This is a genomic window from [Clostridium] aminophilum (assembly GCF_900101295.1).
Taxonomy (GTDB): domain Bacteria; phylum Bacillota; class Clostridia; order Lachnospirales; family Lachnospiraceae; genus Clostridium_R; species Clostridium_R aminophilum_A.
Genome location: NZ_FOIL01000030.1, coordinates 24,710 through 39,209 on the forward strand (window position 1 = coordinate 24,710; position 14,500 = coordinate 39,209).

Annotated in this window: 12 protein-coding genes; 5 read left to right on the plus strand and 7 right to left on the minus strand. The window is 51.0% G+C overall.

Annotation, left to right across the window (positions count from 1 at the left end; translation table 11 throughout):
- Positions 1 to 131: 131 nt before the first annotated feature.
- The 6 genes from BMW41_RS09025 to BMW41_RS09050 form a co-directional block, all read right to left on the minus strand.
- Positions 132 to 4,475, minus strand: a complete 4,344-nt coding sequence (locus BMW41_RS09025; protein ID WP_074649795.1) for a pilus assembly FimT family protein — start codon at positions 4,473 to 4,475, stop codon at positions 132 to 134.
- A 32-nt stretch (positions 4,476 to 4,507) separates the two neighbouring features.
- Entirely contained in the window at positions 4,508 to 5,083 is a 576-nt protein-coding gene (locus tag BMW41_RS09030) for a PulJ/GspJ family protein (protein ID WP_074649796.1), read from the minus strand.
- Positions 5,084 to 5,110: 27 nt separating this feature from the next.
- On the minus strand, positions 5,111 to 5,524 hold the full coding sequence (locus BMW41_RS09035) for a type IV pilus modification PilV family protein (protein ID WP_074649797.1): 414 nt from the start codon (positions 5,522 to 5,524) through the stop codon (positions 5,111 to 5,113).
- An 18-nt stretch (positions 5,525 to 5,542) separates the two neighbouring features.
- Complete coding sequence (locus BMW41_RS09040; RefSeq protein WP_074649798.1) at positions 5,543 to 6,556, minus strand: hypothetical protein; 1,014 nt, start codon at positions 6,554 to 6,556, stop codon at positions 5,543 to 5,545.
- A gap of 118 nt (positions 6,557 to 6,674) precedes the next feature.
- Complete coding sequence (locus BMW41_RS09045; protein WP_074649799.1) at positions 6,675 to 6,953, minus strand: hypothetical protein; 279 nt, start codon at positions 6,951 to 6,953, stop codon at positions 6,675 to 6,677.
- Positions 6,954 to 7,199: 246 nt separating this feature from the next.
- A complete protein-coding gene (locus BMW41_RS09050; RefSeq protein WP_074649800.1) occupies positions 7,200 to 8,135 on the minus strand; it encodes a LysR family transcriptional regulator in 936 nt (311 codons plus the stop codon).
- 173 nt (positions 8,136 to 8,308) lie between these two features.
- On the opposite strand from BMW41_RS09050, the gene BMW41_RS09055 reads away from it, so the two are divergent.
- The 5 genes from BMW41_RS09055 (at position 8,309) to BMW41_RS09075 (ending at position 13,963) form a co-directional block, all read left to right on the plus strand.
- Positions 8,309 to 9,220 (plus strand): MBL fold metallo-hydrolase, encoded by a 912-nt coding sequence (locus BMW41_RS09055; protein ID WP_074649801.1) that lies wholly within the window; start codon positions 8,309 to 8,311, stop codon positions 9,218 to 9,220.
- Positions 9,221 to 9,241: 21 nt separating this feature from the next.
- Positions 9,242 to 9,724 (plus strand): TRAP transporter small permease, encoded by a 483-nt coding sequence (locus tag BMW41_RS09060; protein WP_074649802.1) that lies wholly within the window; start codon positions 9,242 to 9,244, stop codon positions 9,722 to 9,724.
- Between the two features lie 2 nt (positions 9,725 to 9,726).
- Entirely contained in the window at positions 9,727 to 11,013 is a 1,287-nt protein-coding gene (locus tag BMW41_RS09065; protein ID WP_074649803.1) for a TRAP transporter large permease, read from the plus strand.
- A gap of 63 nt (positions 11,014 to 11,076) precedes the next feature.
- Positions 11,077 to 12,204 carry a TRAP transporter substrate-binding protein gene (locus BMW41_RS09070; RefSeq protein ID WP_074649804.1) on the plus strand — a complete coding sequence of 376 codons (1,128 nt, stop codon included), beginning with the start codon at positions 11,077 to 11,079 and terminating at the stop codon, positions 12,202 to 12,204.
- Between the two features lie 397 nt (positions 12,205 to 12,601).
- Positions 12,602 to 13,963 carry an ATP-binding protein gene (locus BMW41_RS09075; protein ID WP_074649805.1) on the plus strand — a complete coding sequence of 454 codons (1,362 nt, stop codon included), beginning with the start codon at positions 12,602 to 12,604 and terminating at the stop codon, positions 13,961 to 13,963.
- Between the two features lie 249 nt (positions 13,964 to 14,212).
- On the opposite strand, the gene BMW41_RS09080 is transcribed toward BMW41_RS09075, so the two are convergent.
- Positions 14,213 to 14,500: group II intron maturase-specific domain-containing protein (locus tag BMW41_RS09080; protein ID WP_074649808.1), on the minus strand; the 288-nt coding region annotated here is incomplete at its 5' end.

A 14,500-nucleotide genomic window follows, 5' to 3' on the forward strand; every position in this document is an offset into this window, starting at 1 on the left:
TATCACCGTTTATTAGCACTGTCAATACATGAGTGCTAATATTTTTAAGACAGAATAAACGGAGGCAGGATTTCCTGCCTCCGCAAAATCAAATACAACTGATTTTCATCTCCCACAAGAAAACTGCATCCTTATGGGTTCTCTATCATCTGTCCCAAATTTGTCTCGTACAGCCCGTGCTGAAACGTCGTGTCGGTAAACTGATAGTCCGAAACAATTCCTCCGTAATTGATCGTCTTTACCAGATAATCCAGCGTCGAGTTCGCGATCCGGATGACCGTCAGCACACCCGGATTACTCTGAATCAGCTGTGCGAGCGTTGAACCGGTGATATGAACATCCCGAACCGTACCCTGACTGGTACCGACCAGATTGCTGATGTTCGAATTCGAGATATGAAGCCCGTCAATTGCGCCGCCGTAATAAATCGTATTCACCAGATAAGAACCGGTGGAATTTGCGATGTGCAGATCTTCAATCCGTCCCTGCATCGACGTGGAAAGAATCGACGTGAAGGACGAGTCCGTAATATGAACACCGCGGATAACTCCGGTTTCATACATTACCTCTGCCAGATAAGGGAACGTTGCATTCGTAATATGCAAATTCTGAATGGTTCCCTGAACCGCGCCTGCAAAAATCGGCTTGCTCAGATGATCCAGCGTATAGTACTTGTTGTCCGGTCCCTTGTCTGCCTCGAACACCGCTCCGTTTGCAATGGAAAGGAACGATTGGTTCTCGTAAGAGCCGTCACCGTTCTTCGGCATTGCGATGCTCTCGTCTGCCGGCACCGTAGTTCCGCCGCTTCCGCACATCGTGAAGCTGACTTTTGCCGGATCGAACGTAATATCCAGATCCTGCTTTACCGTAGTGTGTCCGCCGCCGGTGATTGTCAGATATGAACCGCTGATCTTCACGCCGTCCAACTGAGCAAGCATATTCAGCTGATGTGCGCTCCGGATCCGGTGATAATAGGTTCCGTCCCCGTTCGGAGTACCGGCCTTTTCCATATAAATTCCCGTTTCATCCGGCCCCTTGACCTCGCCGGCAAAGAACGGAAGAAATTCAAATACTGCAAACGGATGGTTGGGATCATTTCCGAACTCCATCACCGTTCCGTCCTGCCCGGCCTGATAGGTGTAATTCGGTGTGTAACGATACGCATACACCTTATATCCGCTCAGTGAGAGCAGAGACTCCATCTCCGTGTACTCAACAAATGCATCCGTCAGCAGATGGCTTTCCTGCATCCAGTAACCATTCGTCGCACCGTTGTTGAACTCATTTCGGCCGGCATATCCAACCTTCAGGCTTGCCAGATTCAGATCTGTGAGATCATTCTTCTCAACTAGAAGATATCCATCCTGCTTGATATATTTCCCGTGTTCCGTCACGAAAACACTGCCCCTCAGCGACTCATCGTTTCCGGCCGAGGATACATAGTGATAAACCATATTGCCGAGTGTGTATCCGGCCGTTGGATCTTTCCGCTCACAGGTGTAACCTTCAAAATAGATATTCGGATCACCCTCAATCCACTCGTAATAGATCAGACCGAAGTCCCCCGTGATTTCGCTCGGTGTAACGCTTATCGGCTCCGGCACCGTCCAGTCTCCGGTGTGATACTTCACCTCATTCCGGGTGTCGCCGCCGTCCAGCTGGTCCACCGTCTTGTACGGGAAGAGCGCGTTTCCGCCCGCGTCTTTCAGCGTCGCGTCATAGGGTTTATCTTTCCACTTCGCCTCCGCTCTTGCGGTGGCAAAGAAAGCGCTGCCGTCGCCGGTGGTTGCCTTCGTCACGCCGGAGATGGCTCCTGCGCCGGCCCCTTCCAGTGTCTGGTTATAATTCACACCCTGCAGGAAGAAATCTCCGGTAAAGGTTCCTGTTCCCGGCTGTGCGCCGGCAAATCCGCCCACCGCATTGAGTCCGTCCGACGTGTATACCAGGCCTGTGCTGTAGCAGGTCTCAACGGCAAATGCTCCCGATCCGTCGGCAATGATGCCCACAAGACCGCCGGAGCCGTTCTCCGTCACATTCTTTTCGCGGTAAACCGATCCGGTCGAGTATGAGTGACGGATCTCCACCGGTCCTTTCAGATAACCGATAAGACCGCCAGCCGCCAGCGTCTTCACATTCGGATGAACAGAGGACGTCTTTGCACAGATATTCCAGCGCCCCTGCACGTAATCGGCCGCGCTCCCGGCGGTATACGGTGCATTCGTCCGGAACGCGCCGTCAGCCGTTCTTCCGCCGTAATAACATTTGTCAATCAGAGATCCCGCCGAAACCTTCATGGAACCGACCAGACCGCCCGCCGCCTGTTCAAAGGCAGCCGCATTCACGCTGCTCAGCAGCGTTCCTCCGGACTTCACATAGCAGCTCGCAAAGGATTCCGTCATCACCAGTTTCGGCGCGGTTCCGCTATCGGTCGAGCAGTCACCGATGAGACCGCCTGCCGCCCTTGCGCCGTTTATCATATCCGGATAAACGGCATCCGTGCTGCAGCCCTCTTCTGTTCTTGCAAGGAAGGAGCTGCTCTCCACGGTCACGTCCTTTGCCCGGATCCGTCCGGCAAGGCCGCCCGCCGACTCCACGGTCGATACGATCGAAAATCCTTCGGTCGCATTCGCCTCAACGGATTTCAGAGAGAGAGATTCTCCCCATCCGTCGCCGATCACGCCGCCCGCAAAACTGTCGCGGCCTTTCGCATTGATCTCCATCTGACGGACTAAAATCCGGACATTCTCCAGCGACGTCGCCTCCGCATGCGGAGCGATCATGCCGACGATGCCGCCCGCCGAACCGGCTTCCGTCCGGATCCGGATGGGAGCCGCCGGCGTCGCCGTCGCCGGGTCCTCGCTGGCCGAAAGCGTGCAGTCCTTCATCGAGAGCGACGCATGCTCCGACACATAACCGACAAATCCGCCGATGTTCTCTACATTCGTGGCTGCCGGGAAATTGACCGTATCAATCTTACAATCCTGCAGCGATACCTGACCGTTCACCGGCACACGGCCGACGAGAACGCCGATGTCGGAAGAACTTCCCGGGGTATCGATGGTCACGTGATCCAGTGTCAGCCGGAGAATCTCCATGGGCACGGGGTTCCCCAGCCCGTCCGTCAGTACCGGCGGTTCGGCGAACATGCCGACTTTCCCGGCCGCATCCGACGCGATCTCCAGATTCTTTATCGTGTAGAAGTTTCCGTCAAATAATTTCAGATCATCATTTTCGATGCTTCGCAGCGCCGGCGCATGACCGCTCTCATTCCAGTTGAAGCTGTCCTGAAGCGACGCCTCCGTAATCAGGATCTGATCTCTCGAGGCGCTGTTCACGCCGGAAAATGCCACGCTCAGGTTCTGCAGATGCCGCGCCGTCCGGATGTAGGCAATTTTTGCCGGGCTCGACGCATCCCCGGCGTCGTCAACGGACGCGAACAGACTGTTCGTCTCCACCGTCGCCGACTCTTCTTTTCCGGTTGAATCCGTCACGGTAACAGTAATGATAAGATTCTCTCCCGGAATCATTCCCGGGAAGAGATCCGCAAAATGTTTCTCCGACGGCCGGTCCGGATCCGCCGAAATAATCAGGTTATCGAGCGTCACTCTCGCCAGATTCCCCGCATCGAAATCCGAACTTTGGATCGTGCGGCTGACTTCATTGCCGCTCGTCTCTCCCCGGATGGTCATCTTCGTCTCAGACCGGTTCGGATTCACGATATTTACGACGAGGTCGTCTTCATTGTCCACTGTGACCGCAAGCGTCTTCAGAATCTCCACGGTTCCTTCGCTGGACTCAGCCGCCGCTCCGCCATAGTATCCGAGAAGAGCTCCGCCCGCCTCTTTCTCATACTGATAGCGCTTGTCTCGATTCTCATCCTTTCGGGATTCATTCAATCCCGGATAGGCCGCGGACGACGGATCCTCAATGTCGGAAAACTTCTTCCAGTGCTTCCGGTCCGGCATCATGACATCCGTATACCACACGCCGTAGACAACCGCCGTCTCCTCGTCATACTCGATGACAAAACTGTTTCCGCGAATGGTCGAGTCCACCGCAAAAGCCGGAAGAATCGCATTCGTGTAATCCCGGGCCACCGTGCTGCCACGGTAACTCAGATCGTCGCTGGTCAGATACCGGAATGAATCGTCATTCCACGCGATATCATCCGGAAAATCCGACGGCTCCGCCATCGCCTTGGAGAGTCGTTCGCCTCCATCTTCCTCCAGCGCCTTATCCCGGGCGACGAGCTGCTTCCATTTGCCGCTGGCCTTCGCCACCGCCAGATGATTCTGCGCGGCAAGAAAAATCTCTTTTGCGGAATTATTCAGTCCGAACAGCCGCACCTTCCGCTGATGCTGAACAAAGGCGAAGCCGCCTGCCCCCGCGAGTATAATCAGGATTGCGACAACGACCAACAGTTCCGCGAGGGAATATCCCATCTTCCATCTGTTTCGATTCTTTCTCTTCTGCATATGCTCTCCGGCTTTCCTGTTATTTATAAAAATCAATCGAACGCCGTCTGCGTCACCATCGACTGCACGACAACGGCCTGACTGGCAAGCTGCGAATCCGCCGGCGCTCCGACCGCCCGGACCGTAACGGTAAAAAGAAACTGTCCGTTCTCACAGTCATCCCATGTCACTTCGTTGTACAGGCCGTCCGTCTTTGTCCGCGCAGAGACCAGCGGAAATTCCGCCGCCGGATCATCCAGTCCTCTCTCCTCTGCCGTCACGGTATCCGCCGTGACCTGAATTCCTTTTACCGGATCATTGGAAAATGTCAGATACATCTTCTGATCCTCGCAGTAAATCTCCATCGTCTGTGCTCCGCCCTCTTCCGACAGATTGCTCTTCGACGATGTCCTCAGCTCGGAGGAAAGCACCGTGATCGTCGTTCCGAGAAGCGTCTCCGCATCCGCCTTCAGCGTCATCTGCCGGTAAACGCGGATCGCCGTCGTCAGGCCTGCTGCCGCGCCGGTCATAACCAGACTCATGATCAGAATGGCGGTCAGCAGTTCCGCCAGAGAGACGCCCGTCGAAGAATGCCATATTCTGTTTTTAAAGAATTCTCTCATCTTCATTCGATCCCTGCCTCTCCTGTAAAGAAATTACCGCACCGTGTAGAAATAGTACGGATACCGGCTTGCAGCCTCCGTGTCTGTCCCGCCGGACTGGGTTCGCGGTGTATATCTGTAAAATGATATATCTTCCGATGCGCCGAGGGTACCGTTGATCATGGAGTGAGCCAGATTGCTGTCCACGCTGCGGATATTGATTTTCTGTATCGTATTATCCTTCGTCAGATTCGGCTCACTGTCCGGGTCGTCCCCGCCGATTCTCATTTCCATCGTATTATGCGCCCGCATAAACATCTGATAACCGGTCTCCGCGTTGCTGATCACCTTTTTCGAAATCATCACCAGCGAAGCGAAAATCACAGATCCGAACGTGACAAATAAGAGTGCAACCAGTGTCTCAGGGATAGTCTCTCCCCGTTTTGATCTCAATTTTCGAATTCTCATCGTCCTCACTCCCTGTCTTTAATCTCCATCCTCCGCGTCCTTCGGATTGATCACCGTGATAACCGCATCCTTCCAGCCAATCTCACTGAGTCCCACCTTGCGGGTTACACGAACCGAATACAGCTCCGGCTCATCCTCGTCTCCGTCATCTTCTTCGCCGTCGTCTTCCTCCGGCTCCACCTTCTCGATCTTTACGATCTGCTCATATTTCACGTTGATGTTTTTCGCCGGAATGCGCACGATCAGGTACATCGGTGATTTCCGGTATGCCTCTTCTTCTTTTGCCAGCGCGTTCCGCTCCGTTTCCGTTGCTCCCTCCACCGTGTAGAGGTACGCCGTGATCCCCAGATTCTCATCCATCTCAACCCTGGCATAGACACTTTCCACCCCGTCGATCGAAGCAGAACCGTTCTTCTTCGGCGTCATGCAGACAACCTGATATTTCACAGGTTCCGTTCCGGCGTCACCTTTGTCCCAGGACCGGTTTGCCGGCGTCACGGAATCAGCCAGCGTGTCTTCCCAGCCATGAAAAAGCTGGCCGTCGCCATTGCCCCACTTCTCATCCACGACCTCGCGCGCCATATTGTCCGCAAGTTCCGAGAGTTTCTCCGTTATCGCCGTTCCGGAAATGTTCAGCGGGTCCCCTCCGCGCTCCGGGTACGGCTCGTCGCCCCCGGTAAAATCCTCATTCTGCGGATCTTCGGTCTCATCGACCACATACGTCTTGCTGAGTGTCCGCGCCGTGCGAAATGTTCTCGCTCCCATCTTCTCTGACAGGAGATTGGCCGCGGATACCAGCTGATAGCGCTCCTCCGCGCCGGTATCGACCTGTGAAATCCGGCCCGCCGCCGTTCCGGCGACTGCCAGCAGAACCGTACCGATAATCGTGCAGAATGCAAAATACAGCAGAGCCGCAATCAGCGACATGCCGCTGTTATCCTTTATCTTTCTGTAGATCCTGTTCTTCACGATACCTGCCTTCCCACCTGACGAATCATCGGTTTCCTCCTGAATCGTCAGATACTTCCGCATTTTCGCCTGTCTTCGTGTTCCGATAAACGGTTTCCTTTTTCGGTCCGGACCTGTCAGCGATACCTCCGCCGATATCCCGGATTCCTTCCGTTACACCTTTCGGCCATGGACGTCCGCATCACATCCCGAAGGTCTTCAGAACCACACCCAGCGCCGCCAGCACCGCAAAGGTCATGCAGGTTCCGGCAAGGCTGAACTTGCTGTTTGGCGTGTGGCAGTACGGGCACTCAAACCCGTACGTCATGCTCAGCGCCTTCCATCCGGTCAGCTTCTTCACGCTCACCTCCCGGCCGCACCTGCGGCAGATGCATTTGGTGACAAAAGTGGCCTTCTCCAGCTCCGTCGGCTGATTGGCTTCGTTCTTCGTGCGGATCAGATTCTTATTCTTGGAACTCATTGTATTCTCCTGTATCCCCGGATCTCATCCTATATGGAAGATCCGGGCTGTTTTGCTCATGAAAGAATTTCTCATTAAAATGTATAATTTCTTAATTCTATTATAATTCGGTATGAATCCCTATTCAAGAAAACGCTGCAAATGTTGTCGAAAAGTCCGTATCTTCTGATTCCTTATCAATGTCCCCCATAAGGTGCATCCGCAACCGAAACATGAAATGTGATGAGGTGCTTGAAAGTCCGGGGCTTACTCTCGTGTATCCGGGGGGAGATTATAATAATCCAGTACATAATCCCAGAAATCAGCAGCTGCTTCTGAGAGAAGTACCCTTTTCTTTCGCAGGAGAGAAACATTCCGTCTTGCATGATATCCCTGAATCTTCATTGCCTTCATACCGGGACACAGGGCGCGCGCATTATCCAAACAGCACTCCGGAAGAAATGCAATCGCATTTCCGGAATTGATCATCTGCATTTTCATCAAAAAATCATCGGTCTGGAAATACGTGTGCGGCCAAAATCCGGCATTCTTGCAGATCTGATAGGTAATATCATGGAAAAACGGGGTGTCCGCTTTCATCGTGATAAACGGTGCTTCTTTCAGCTGTGTCAGATCCACCGTATCCGTGTGATCTGTCAATTCATGAAATCCCGGAAATTCAGGTCCGATTACCAGATAATGATCTTCCGAAAACAGTTTTTGCCGGACCCAAAACTGATCCGCTGTGGTTTCCTCAGAGGAATCGGCATAACTCCGAAGAATAAAATCAATGGTCTGATCGCTTTCCGACGTTTTCTGATCATAAAAACTCTGAAAAACCATGAAATCCGTTTTGGGATTCAGTCGTGAATACCCATCGATGCACAGCCAGAGAATGGGGGCAAAACACCAGCACGAGATCGTAATTGTTCCTGTGACGTCGTATACTGTCTGCTTTGCACTGAGAATACCGGAATCGAGATAATTGATCGAAAGTTTTGCGTTTTCATAAAACCGCCGTCCGTTCTGGTTCAGCCGGATACGATTTCCTACCCGGTCAAAAAGAGAAACTCCGAGCTCCTTCTCCAGAGAAGAGATCGCCTTGCTCAGCGTCGGCTGCGTGATATTTAGCAAATCTGCTGTTTTTGAAATGTGTTCATTCCGTACAACTTCAATAAAATAACGAATCTGTCTGAGGTCCATCGTCTTATCCTTTTCTCTTTGCACAATCGTTCGCGTGTTTTTATTATTCCTTTTTGGCTATAATAGCATATCGAGGGTGAAATTGTAAGCATGCAGTATTTGGCTTAATCTATATCTGTAATAAAAAACAAGGCAAGCGCGCAAAGCCGGTTTTATAGCAAAGGGGGAATGAAATGACAACAATCAATCGATTTGGAAATATGATGCCGCCTCCCGAAGCAGTGGCCCATCCTTATCTTCTTGACCGAACGCCCTTTCAGATTGCCGGCAATCTCTATTTTGTCGGAAACGAATGGTGCTGTTCCCATCTGATCGACACCGGCGCCGGACTGATCCTGCTGGATGTTCCGGCCGCCTCCGGCCTCCCCGGGCTTCTCTACAATATCGATTATCTCGGTTTTCATATCCGGGATATCAAATACATTATCGTCTCTCACGCCCACAGCGACCATTTTGGCTGTGTCAATGCGCTGGTACACCGCACACATGCCAAAACATTTCTTAGTGCGGCGGATGCAATGGATATGCGACAAAATCCGGAGCGCGTCGCTGCGATGAACCGTGATCTCGGACCATATAACGAATCTTTTGTTCCGGATGTCGAACTGCAGGACGGGGACACCATTGAATTGGGAAATACCGTCATTCGCTGTGTTCTTACACCGGGACACACAGTTGGAGTAATGTCACATTTCTGGGATATGGATTATCGGGGCAGAACCGTCCACATCGGGATATACGGCGGCGCTGGGTTCGTCTCACTCTCAAAGGAGTCCCTCCGTAAAAACAATCTTCCGCTCTCGCTTCAGGATGCTTTTTTAGACTCCATCGCGAAAGTCTGGGATGAGCCGGTAGATATCATGCTTGGAAACCATCCGTTTCACAATGATATCTACCAAAAATATATGAGACGGTGCCGGGGAGAAGAAGATCCGTTTCTGGATCCGACAGAATGGCACCGATTTCTTCAGGAATTGAAAGACCGGTTTCTCGATTTTCTGAAAATGACACCGGAAGAAGTTCGGGAAATGTACCGCGACAGTCAGCTGACAATGTACTATCAGGGCTGTTTTAAAAATTCATAGTAAAAGGGAGGATCTGAATACATGAAATTGCTGAAATGGCTTAACCGTTATGTCGAAGAATTGTTTCTGGTCACAATTCTATGCTCGATCGTCATCGTCATGCTTTACCAAATCGTTCGGCGATATATATTCAATGCCTCCCTGAGCTGGTCCGAGGAATTCTGCCGATACGCATTCATCTGGTTCATCTTTCTTGCGCTTCCCTACAGCATCCGGCTCGGAAGTGAACTGCGTATGGATGCTGTCATCTCGGCGCTTCCGTCGAAGGCAAACCGTACCCTGAAACTGGTTCTGACCGTGGCAAGTCTGCTCTTTACGGCGTTTCTGTTCTTCCAGTCAGTCACCGCCGTTCAGGAATCCGTAATCGCCGGAGAAATCAGTACCGGTCTTCATCTTCCGAAACAATATATCTATCTGTCCATGCCCGTCGGTTTCGGTCTTGCCGTCATCCGATATATTCAGGTAATCCTGCCGCAGGTTACACATCGGGAAAAGGAGGCTTAACCATGACACTTGCACTTTTTCTTTGCTTTGCAATCACACTTTTGGTGGGTTTTCCTCTTGCCTGGGTTCTGATCCTTTCCGCCATGGTTCCGGGATCCATGGACCCTTCTTTCATCGGAAACGTTCAGTTTGTGCTGCGCAGTATCATCGGAGGGGCAGACTCCAGCAGCCTTTTGGCAGCCCCGCTTTTTATTCTTTCCGGAATCATTATGGCCAAAGGCGGCATTTCCCGAAAAATATTTGATGTCTTTGCCTATTTTCTCTGCAGAGTTCCAGGCGGCATGCCCTGTGCCGTAATCGTAACCTGCCTCTTCTACGGTGCTATCTCCGGATCCGGAACCGCGACCTGCGCCGCCGTCGGCGCAATGACAATCCCCATCCTTCTGGATTTGGGATATGACACGAAATTCTCCGGTGCTCTGGTGGCAACTGCGGCAGGGCTCGGTGTCATCATTCCGCCATCCGTTCCCTTCATCATGTACGGCACGGCGACAGGAGTCTCCATCGGAAAACTCTTTATTGCCGGAGTGATTCCCGGCATTGTGATTGCGCTCTGTCTGATGATCTATTCTGTAATCTTTTGTGTCCGTAAAGGAGAAAACCGGGAACGGATTCTGGAAGCCACAGAAAACATCCGGAAAAACGGATTCTGGCCCCTGTTCAAAGACGGGATCTGGGCGCTGCTGACTCCGGTTATTCTTCTCGGCGGAATCTATTCCGGAATCGTAACTACAACAGAAGTTGCATGCATCTCTGTCATTTACGCGCTTCTCGTATCCATCTTCGTCTATCGGACGGTAAAACCGTCTGAAGTCCTGAACCTGCTGACGGAAGCCTGTAAGACGCTGGCTCCTCTTGGACTTATCCTGGCGGTGGCAACCGCCTTTGGCCGCATTCTGACGCTGCTTCAGATCCCCATGATGCTCTCCGGTTTCATCATGACACACTTCACCTCAAAGATCGCGGTACTGCTGATCATGAATCTTATGCTGCTTCTCATCGGTATGGTAATGGATACCGGACCCGCACTGATGATTCTTGGTCCGATGCTTCTGCCGATGACGTCCGCGCTCGGCGTTGATCCGGTACACCTCGGCATTATCATGACAGTAAATATGGCAATCGGTTTCGTAACACCGCCGTTCGGTGTAACCCTGTTTGTCGCCGCTCCGATTGTCGGCGAACCGCCCATGGCGTTAGGAAAACGAGCGATGCCTTTTATCGCAACATTTCTTGCGGCTCTTATTCTGATTACCTTTGTTCCTCAATTTTCCATGTGTCTTTTGTAAGACGGCATATCGATCGGTCATATTTAAATTCAGAAATGCAAACACGAAAGGAGATCAAATACTATGAAACTGCGTTCTGTCCATGCTCTCATTGCAACCGGAAGTCTGTTATTCAGTCTGGCGGCCTGTGGTTCACCCCAACCGTCCAACCAGAGCTCGCAGCAGTCAGCCGCCGTTCAGACAGAGAACGCTTCTGCCGAACCATCCCTGGATTACAGGAAATATTTGTCTGCAGAATATCCCTCCATCCCCGCAGATGGACCGAATATTTCACTGACAATAGCACATGCCGGGGCAGAAAATTCCGGTCAACAGGTTCTGATGAACGCGCTGAAACATACGCTCGAAGAAAAAAGCAATGGCAAGATCAGCGTGACGGTTTACCCGAACGGCCAGCTGGGAAGCGATGCGGAGATCATCACGTCCTGCCTGAAAGGAGACATTGATATTGCCTATCAGTCCGGATCAACACATTCCAGCCAGGTTCCGGAGACACAGATTTTTGACACTCCGTTCCTCTTCTCCGGTCTCAGCAAAGACAAGGTGATGAGCATCATCACGGACAGCGAATTCCGGGATATGTACAACGCAGCAAACGAAAAAGCAGGATTAAAGTGCCTGATGCTCCGCGTCTGGGGATCCATGAATCTGACCTCAAACCGTCCGGTTTCCAGTCTGTCGGATCTTCAGGGGCTGAAAATCCGCACCGCTCAGGCGGAATCCCGCATGGCAGTCTGGTCCGCGCTCGGAGCAAACCCGACCCCGCTTGCGTTCAGTGAACTCTACATGGCACTTCAGAACGGAACCGTCGACGCGCAGGATAATAACTTAGAAAACGCGGTTGTGTCCGGTGCAGCCGAAGTCCAGAAATATCTCATCCCAACCCAGTCCATGATGCCAAGTCTGGATGTCTGCATGAATAAGACAAAATTTGACTCCATGCCGGCAGAGTATCAGAAGTTACTTCTCCGGGCTTGTAAAGATCTGGAAAAATACGATTATGATGTGACAGAGTTGGATGAAAAGCACTTCCACGACCGTCTGATCAGTGAATATCATCTGACGGAATGCAGTCTCACCGATGAAACGCGCGCAGAGATGCGCAAAGCCGCAAAACCGGCGATTGATACGGTAAAGCAGGCAGTCCATAATGACGCCATGTACGATGTGTTGGAAAAACTGATTCAGTAATAAAAAAACGCGCGATCCTCTTCCTATTCTCATCGCGCAGTTCATCTTTACGTTCGTTTTAACTTTCTTCCATCTCTATGCCGGGCGAAGCCGGGACCTGTCCCACGGCAACATACACCGCCCGGCAGTTACCAGGCTTTCAAAAGTCCGTATCTTCTGACTCCTTATCACTGTCCCCCATAAGGGCATCCGCAACCGAAACAATTTTTTTGTGTCCACTTTTCTTGCCTGCTGCAAAATGTGATGATGCGTTTTAAAAGTCGCTCATGAAATGTGATCTTTGCTTCTAAATTCGCTCATGAAATGTGAATATATGTTTATAATTCGCTCATAAAATGTGATCAAAGTCATTGAAGTCCCTCATTTTATGTGATACTGTAAACTCGGAGGTGAAAGGATGTACTACCGACGAAAGATTGACGATTATTTAAAAAGCTGGAAAGCAGACTCAAATCATAAACCGTTAATTGTGAAAGGTGCCCGTCAGATCGGGAAAACCGAATCCATCCTGCATTTTGCCCGGGACAACTACGAAAATGTGGTCTATCTCAACTTCGCGCTGGAAAAAAAATTCATGCAGATTCTGGCTGACGGCTACGATGTCGAAAGCGTAATCCGGAACATTTCTCTGGCCGATCCATCCAAAAAATTCATTCCCGGCAAAACCATCCTTCTGTTTGATGAGATTCAGGAAAATCCGGATATTGCAACGACGCTGAAGTCCTTTAAGATCGATGGAAAATACGATGTCATCTGCAGTGGATCCATGTTAGGGATCAATTACCGGAAGATTCACAGCAACAGTGTCGGTGCCAAGACCGATTATGAAATGTATTCCATGGATTTTGAAGAATTCCTCTGGGCCAAAGGATACTCACAGGAACAGATCGATTCCATTCTCACCCATATGCTTGAAAACCGTCCGTTCAATGAAAATGAACTTTCCGTTTTTAAGAAACTGTTTCTGGACTATTGCGTTCTGGGCGGAATGCCGGATGTGATCCGTCTTTACATAGAAACAGGAACCTTTTCGGGCACGCTGGATGTTCAGGAACAGATCCGCCTTGACTATGAAGAGGATGTCCGAAAATATGCGGAAGGTCTGGATCAGGCAAAGATTATCAGCGTTTATCGCAGTATTCCGGCTCAACTGGCAAAGGAAAACAAAAAATTCCAATTCAATAAAATTGCTAAGAATGCCCGTTCCCGGGAATATAACGGCTGCATCGAATGGCTGAAAGACGCCGGCGTCATCACAGAGTGCAGCTGCCTGCAATATCCGGAACTTCCCCTGAAAGGAAATGTTGAAGAGAGCAAATACAAACTCTATTATCCCGACACCGGTCTTCTGGTATCCGCTTTAGACGAAGAAGCCCAGGACGATCTCCGCATCAATAAAAACCTCGGTGTCTACAAGGGTGCACTGTATGAAAACTTTGTAGCGGAAGCGTTCCTCAAGCAGGGACTTGGTCTTTTTTACTATAAGAAGGAAAACTCCTCTCTGGAAGAAGATTTCTTTGTCCGGACACAGAATAACCTGATTCCGGTGGAAGTGAAATCCAACACTGACCGTTCAAAATCATTGGCCTCTCTGATTCAAAACAAGGCCTACCATGATATTACTTTCGGCATCAAGCTCGGCGATTTCAACGTAGGCTACGCCAATGCGGTCTATACGTTCCCGTATTTCTGTGCCTTCAAGATGAAAGAATATCTGAAGCAGAACGATTTCCGCGATGCCGACGAAGAGATTTCCTGACAGCATTGCTCCTACACGGCAGACTCTCTGCTTTTTCGTGAATATCCCTGTGCCGGCAAGGTGAACCATGATCTGCGAATTGCGGGCGTTTCGCGGCAGCCGCCGGGATCTCCCGCCGGCACAGGTTTTGGCTCGCAGTTCGCTTCTCTTTCCTGTAACATACGGATTTCAAAAACTAATCGAGTAGGAGGCGGTGACTAACCGCCGTCCTCTCACAGCACCGTACGTACCGTTCGGTATACGGCGCTTTCAATAGTTGACGTGCACAGACTGATAGGCTGTGGCTAAATCATAGAAGCCACTGTTTATCAGTCTATCTTTTGTCATCGCCATGTTGACTGCGACTGTATGTGTGGTAAACCAATATCCACGCCGACTGTTGCCAGCAATATGCGCCAAGTCCTCGGGCACACCCATCTTAATCAGATTTCGCACCTTTGTCTTGGGCTTCTTCCATTGTTTCCATATACACATACGGATTCTGTGATAGAGCCATCCATTGATGTCGTCGATGTTCTTCTTCATGCTTGCTATCCC

What these genes read in the sequence shown, in the direction of transcription:
- BMW41_RS09040 (WP_074649798.1), bottom strand. Translation starts at nt 6,556, where the DNA reads ATGCGGAAGTATCTGACGATTCAGGAGGAAACCGATGATTCGTCAGGT.
- BMW41_RS09035 (WP_074649797.1), bottom strand. Translation starts at nt 5,524, where the DNA reads ATGAGAATTCGAAAATTGAGATCAAAACGGGGAGAGACTATCCCTGAG.
- BMW41_RS09075 (WP_074649805.1), top strand. Translation starts at nt 12,602, where the DNA reads ATGTACTACCGACGAAAGATTGACGATTATTTAAAAAGCTGGAAAGCA.
- BMW41_RS09065 (WP_074649803.1), top strand. Translation starts at nt 9,727, where the DNA reads ATGACACTTGCACTTTTTCTTTGCTTTGCAATCACACTTTTGGTGGGT.
- BMW41_RS09025 (WP_074649795.1), bottom strand. Translation starts at nt 4,475, where the DNA reads ATGCAGAAGAGAAAGAATCGAAACAGATGGAAGATGGGATATTCCCTC.
- BMW41_RS09070 (WP_074649804.1), top strand. Translation starts at nt 11,077, where the DNA reads ATGAAACTGCGTTCTGTCCATGCTCTCATTGCAACCGGAAGTCTGTTA.
- BMW41_RS09050 (WP_074649800.1), bottom strand. Translation starts at nt 8,135, where the DNA reads ATGGACCTCAGACAGATTCGTTATTTTATTGAAGTTGTACGGAATGAA.
- BMW41_RS09055 (WP_074649801.1), top strand. Translation starts at nt 8,309, where the DNA reads ATGACAACAATCAATCGATTTGGAAATATGATGCCGCCTCCCGAAGCA.
- BMW41_RS09045 (WP_074649799.1), bottom strand. Translation starts at nt 6,953, where the DNA reads ATGAGTTCCAAGAATAAGAATCTGATCCGCACGAAGAACGAAGCCAAT.
- BMW41_RS09030 (WP_074649796.1), bottom strand. Translation starts at nt 5,083, where the DNA reads ATGAAGATGAGAGAATTCTTTAAAAACAGAATATGGCATTCTTCGACG.
- BMW41_RS09060 (WP_074649802.1), top strand. Translation starts at nt 9,242, where the DNA reads ATGAAATTGCTGAAATGGCTTAACCGTTATGTCGAAGAATTGTTTCTG.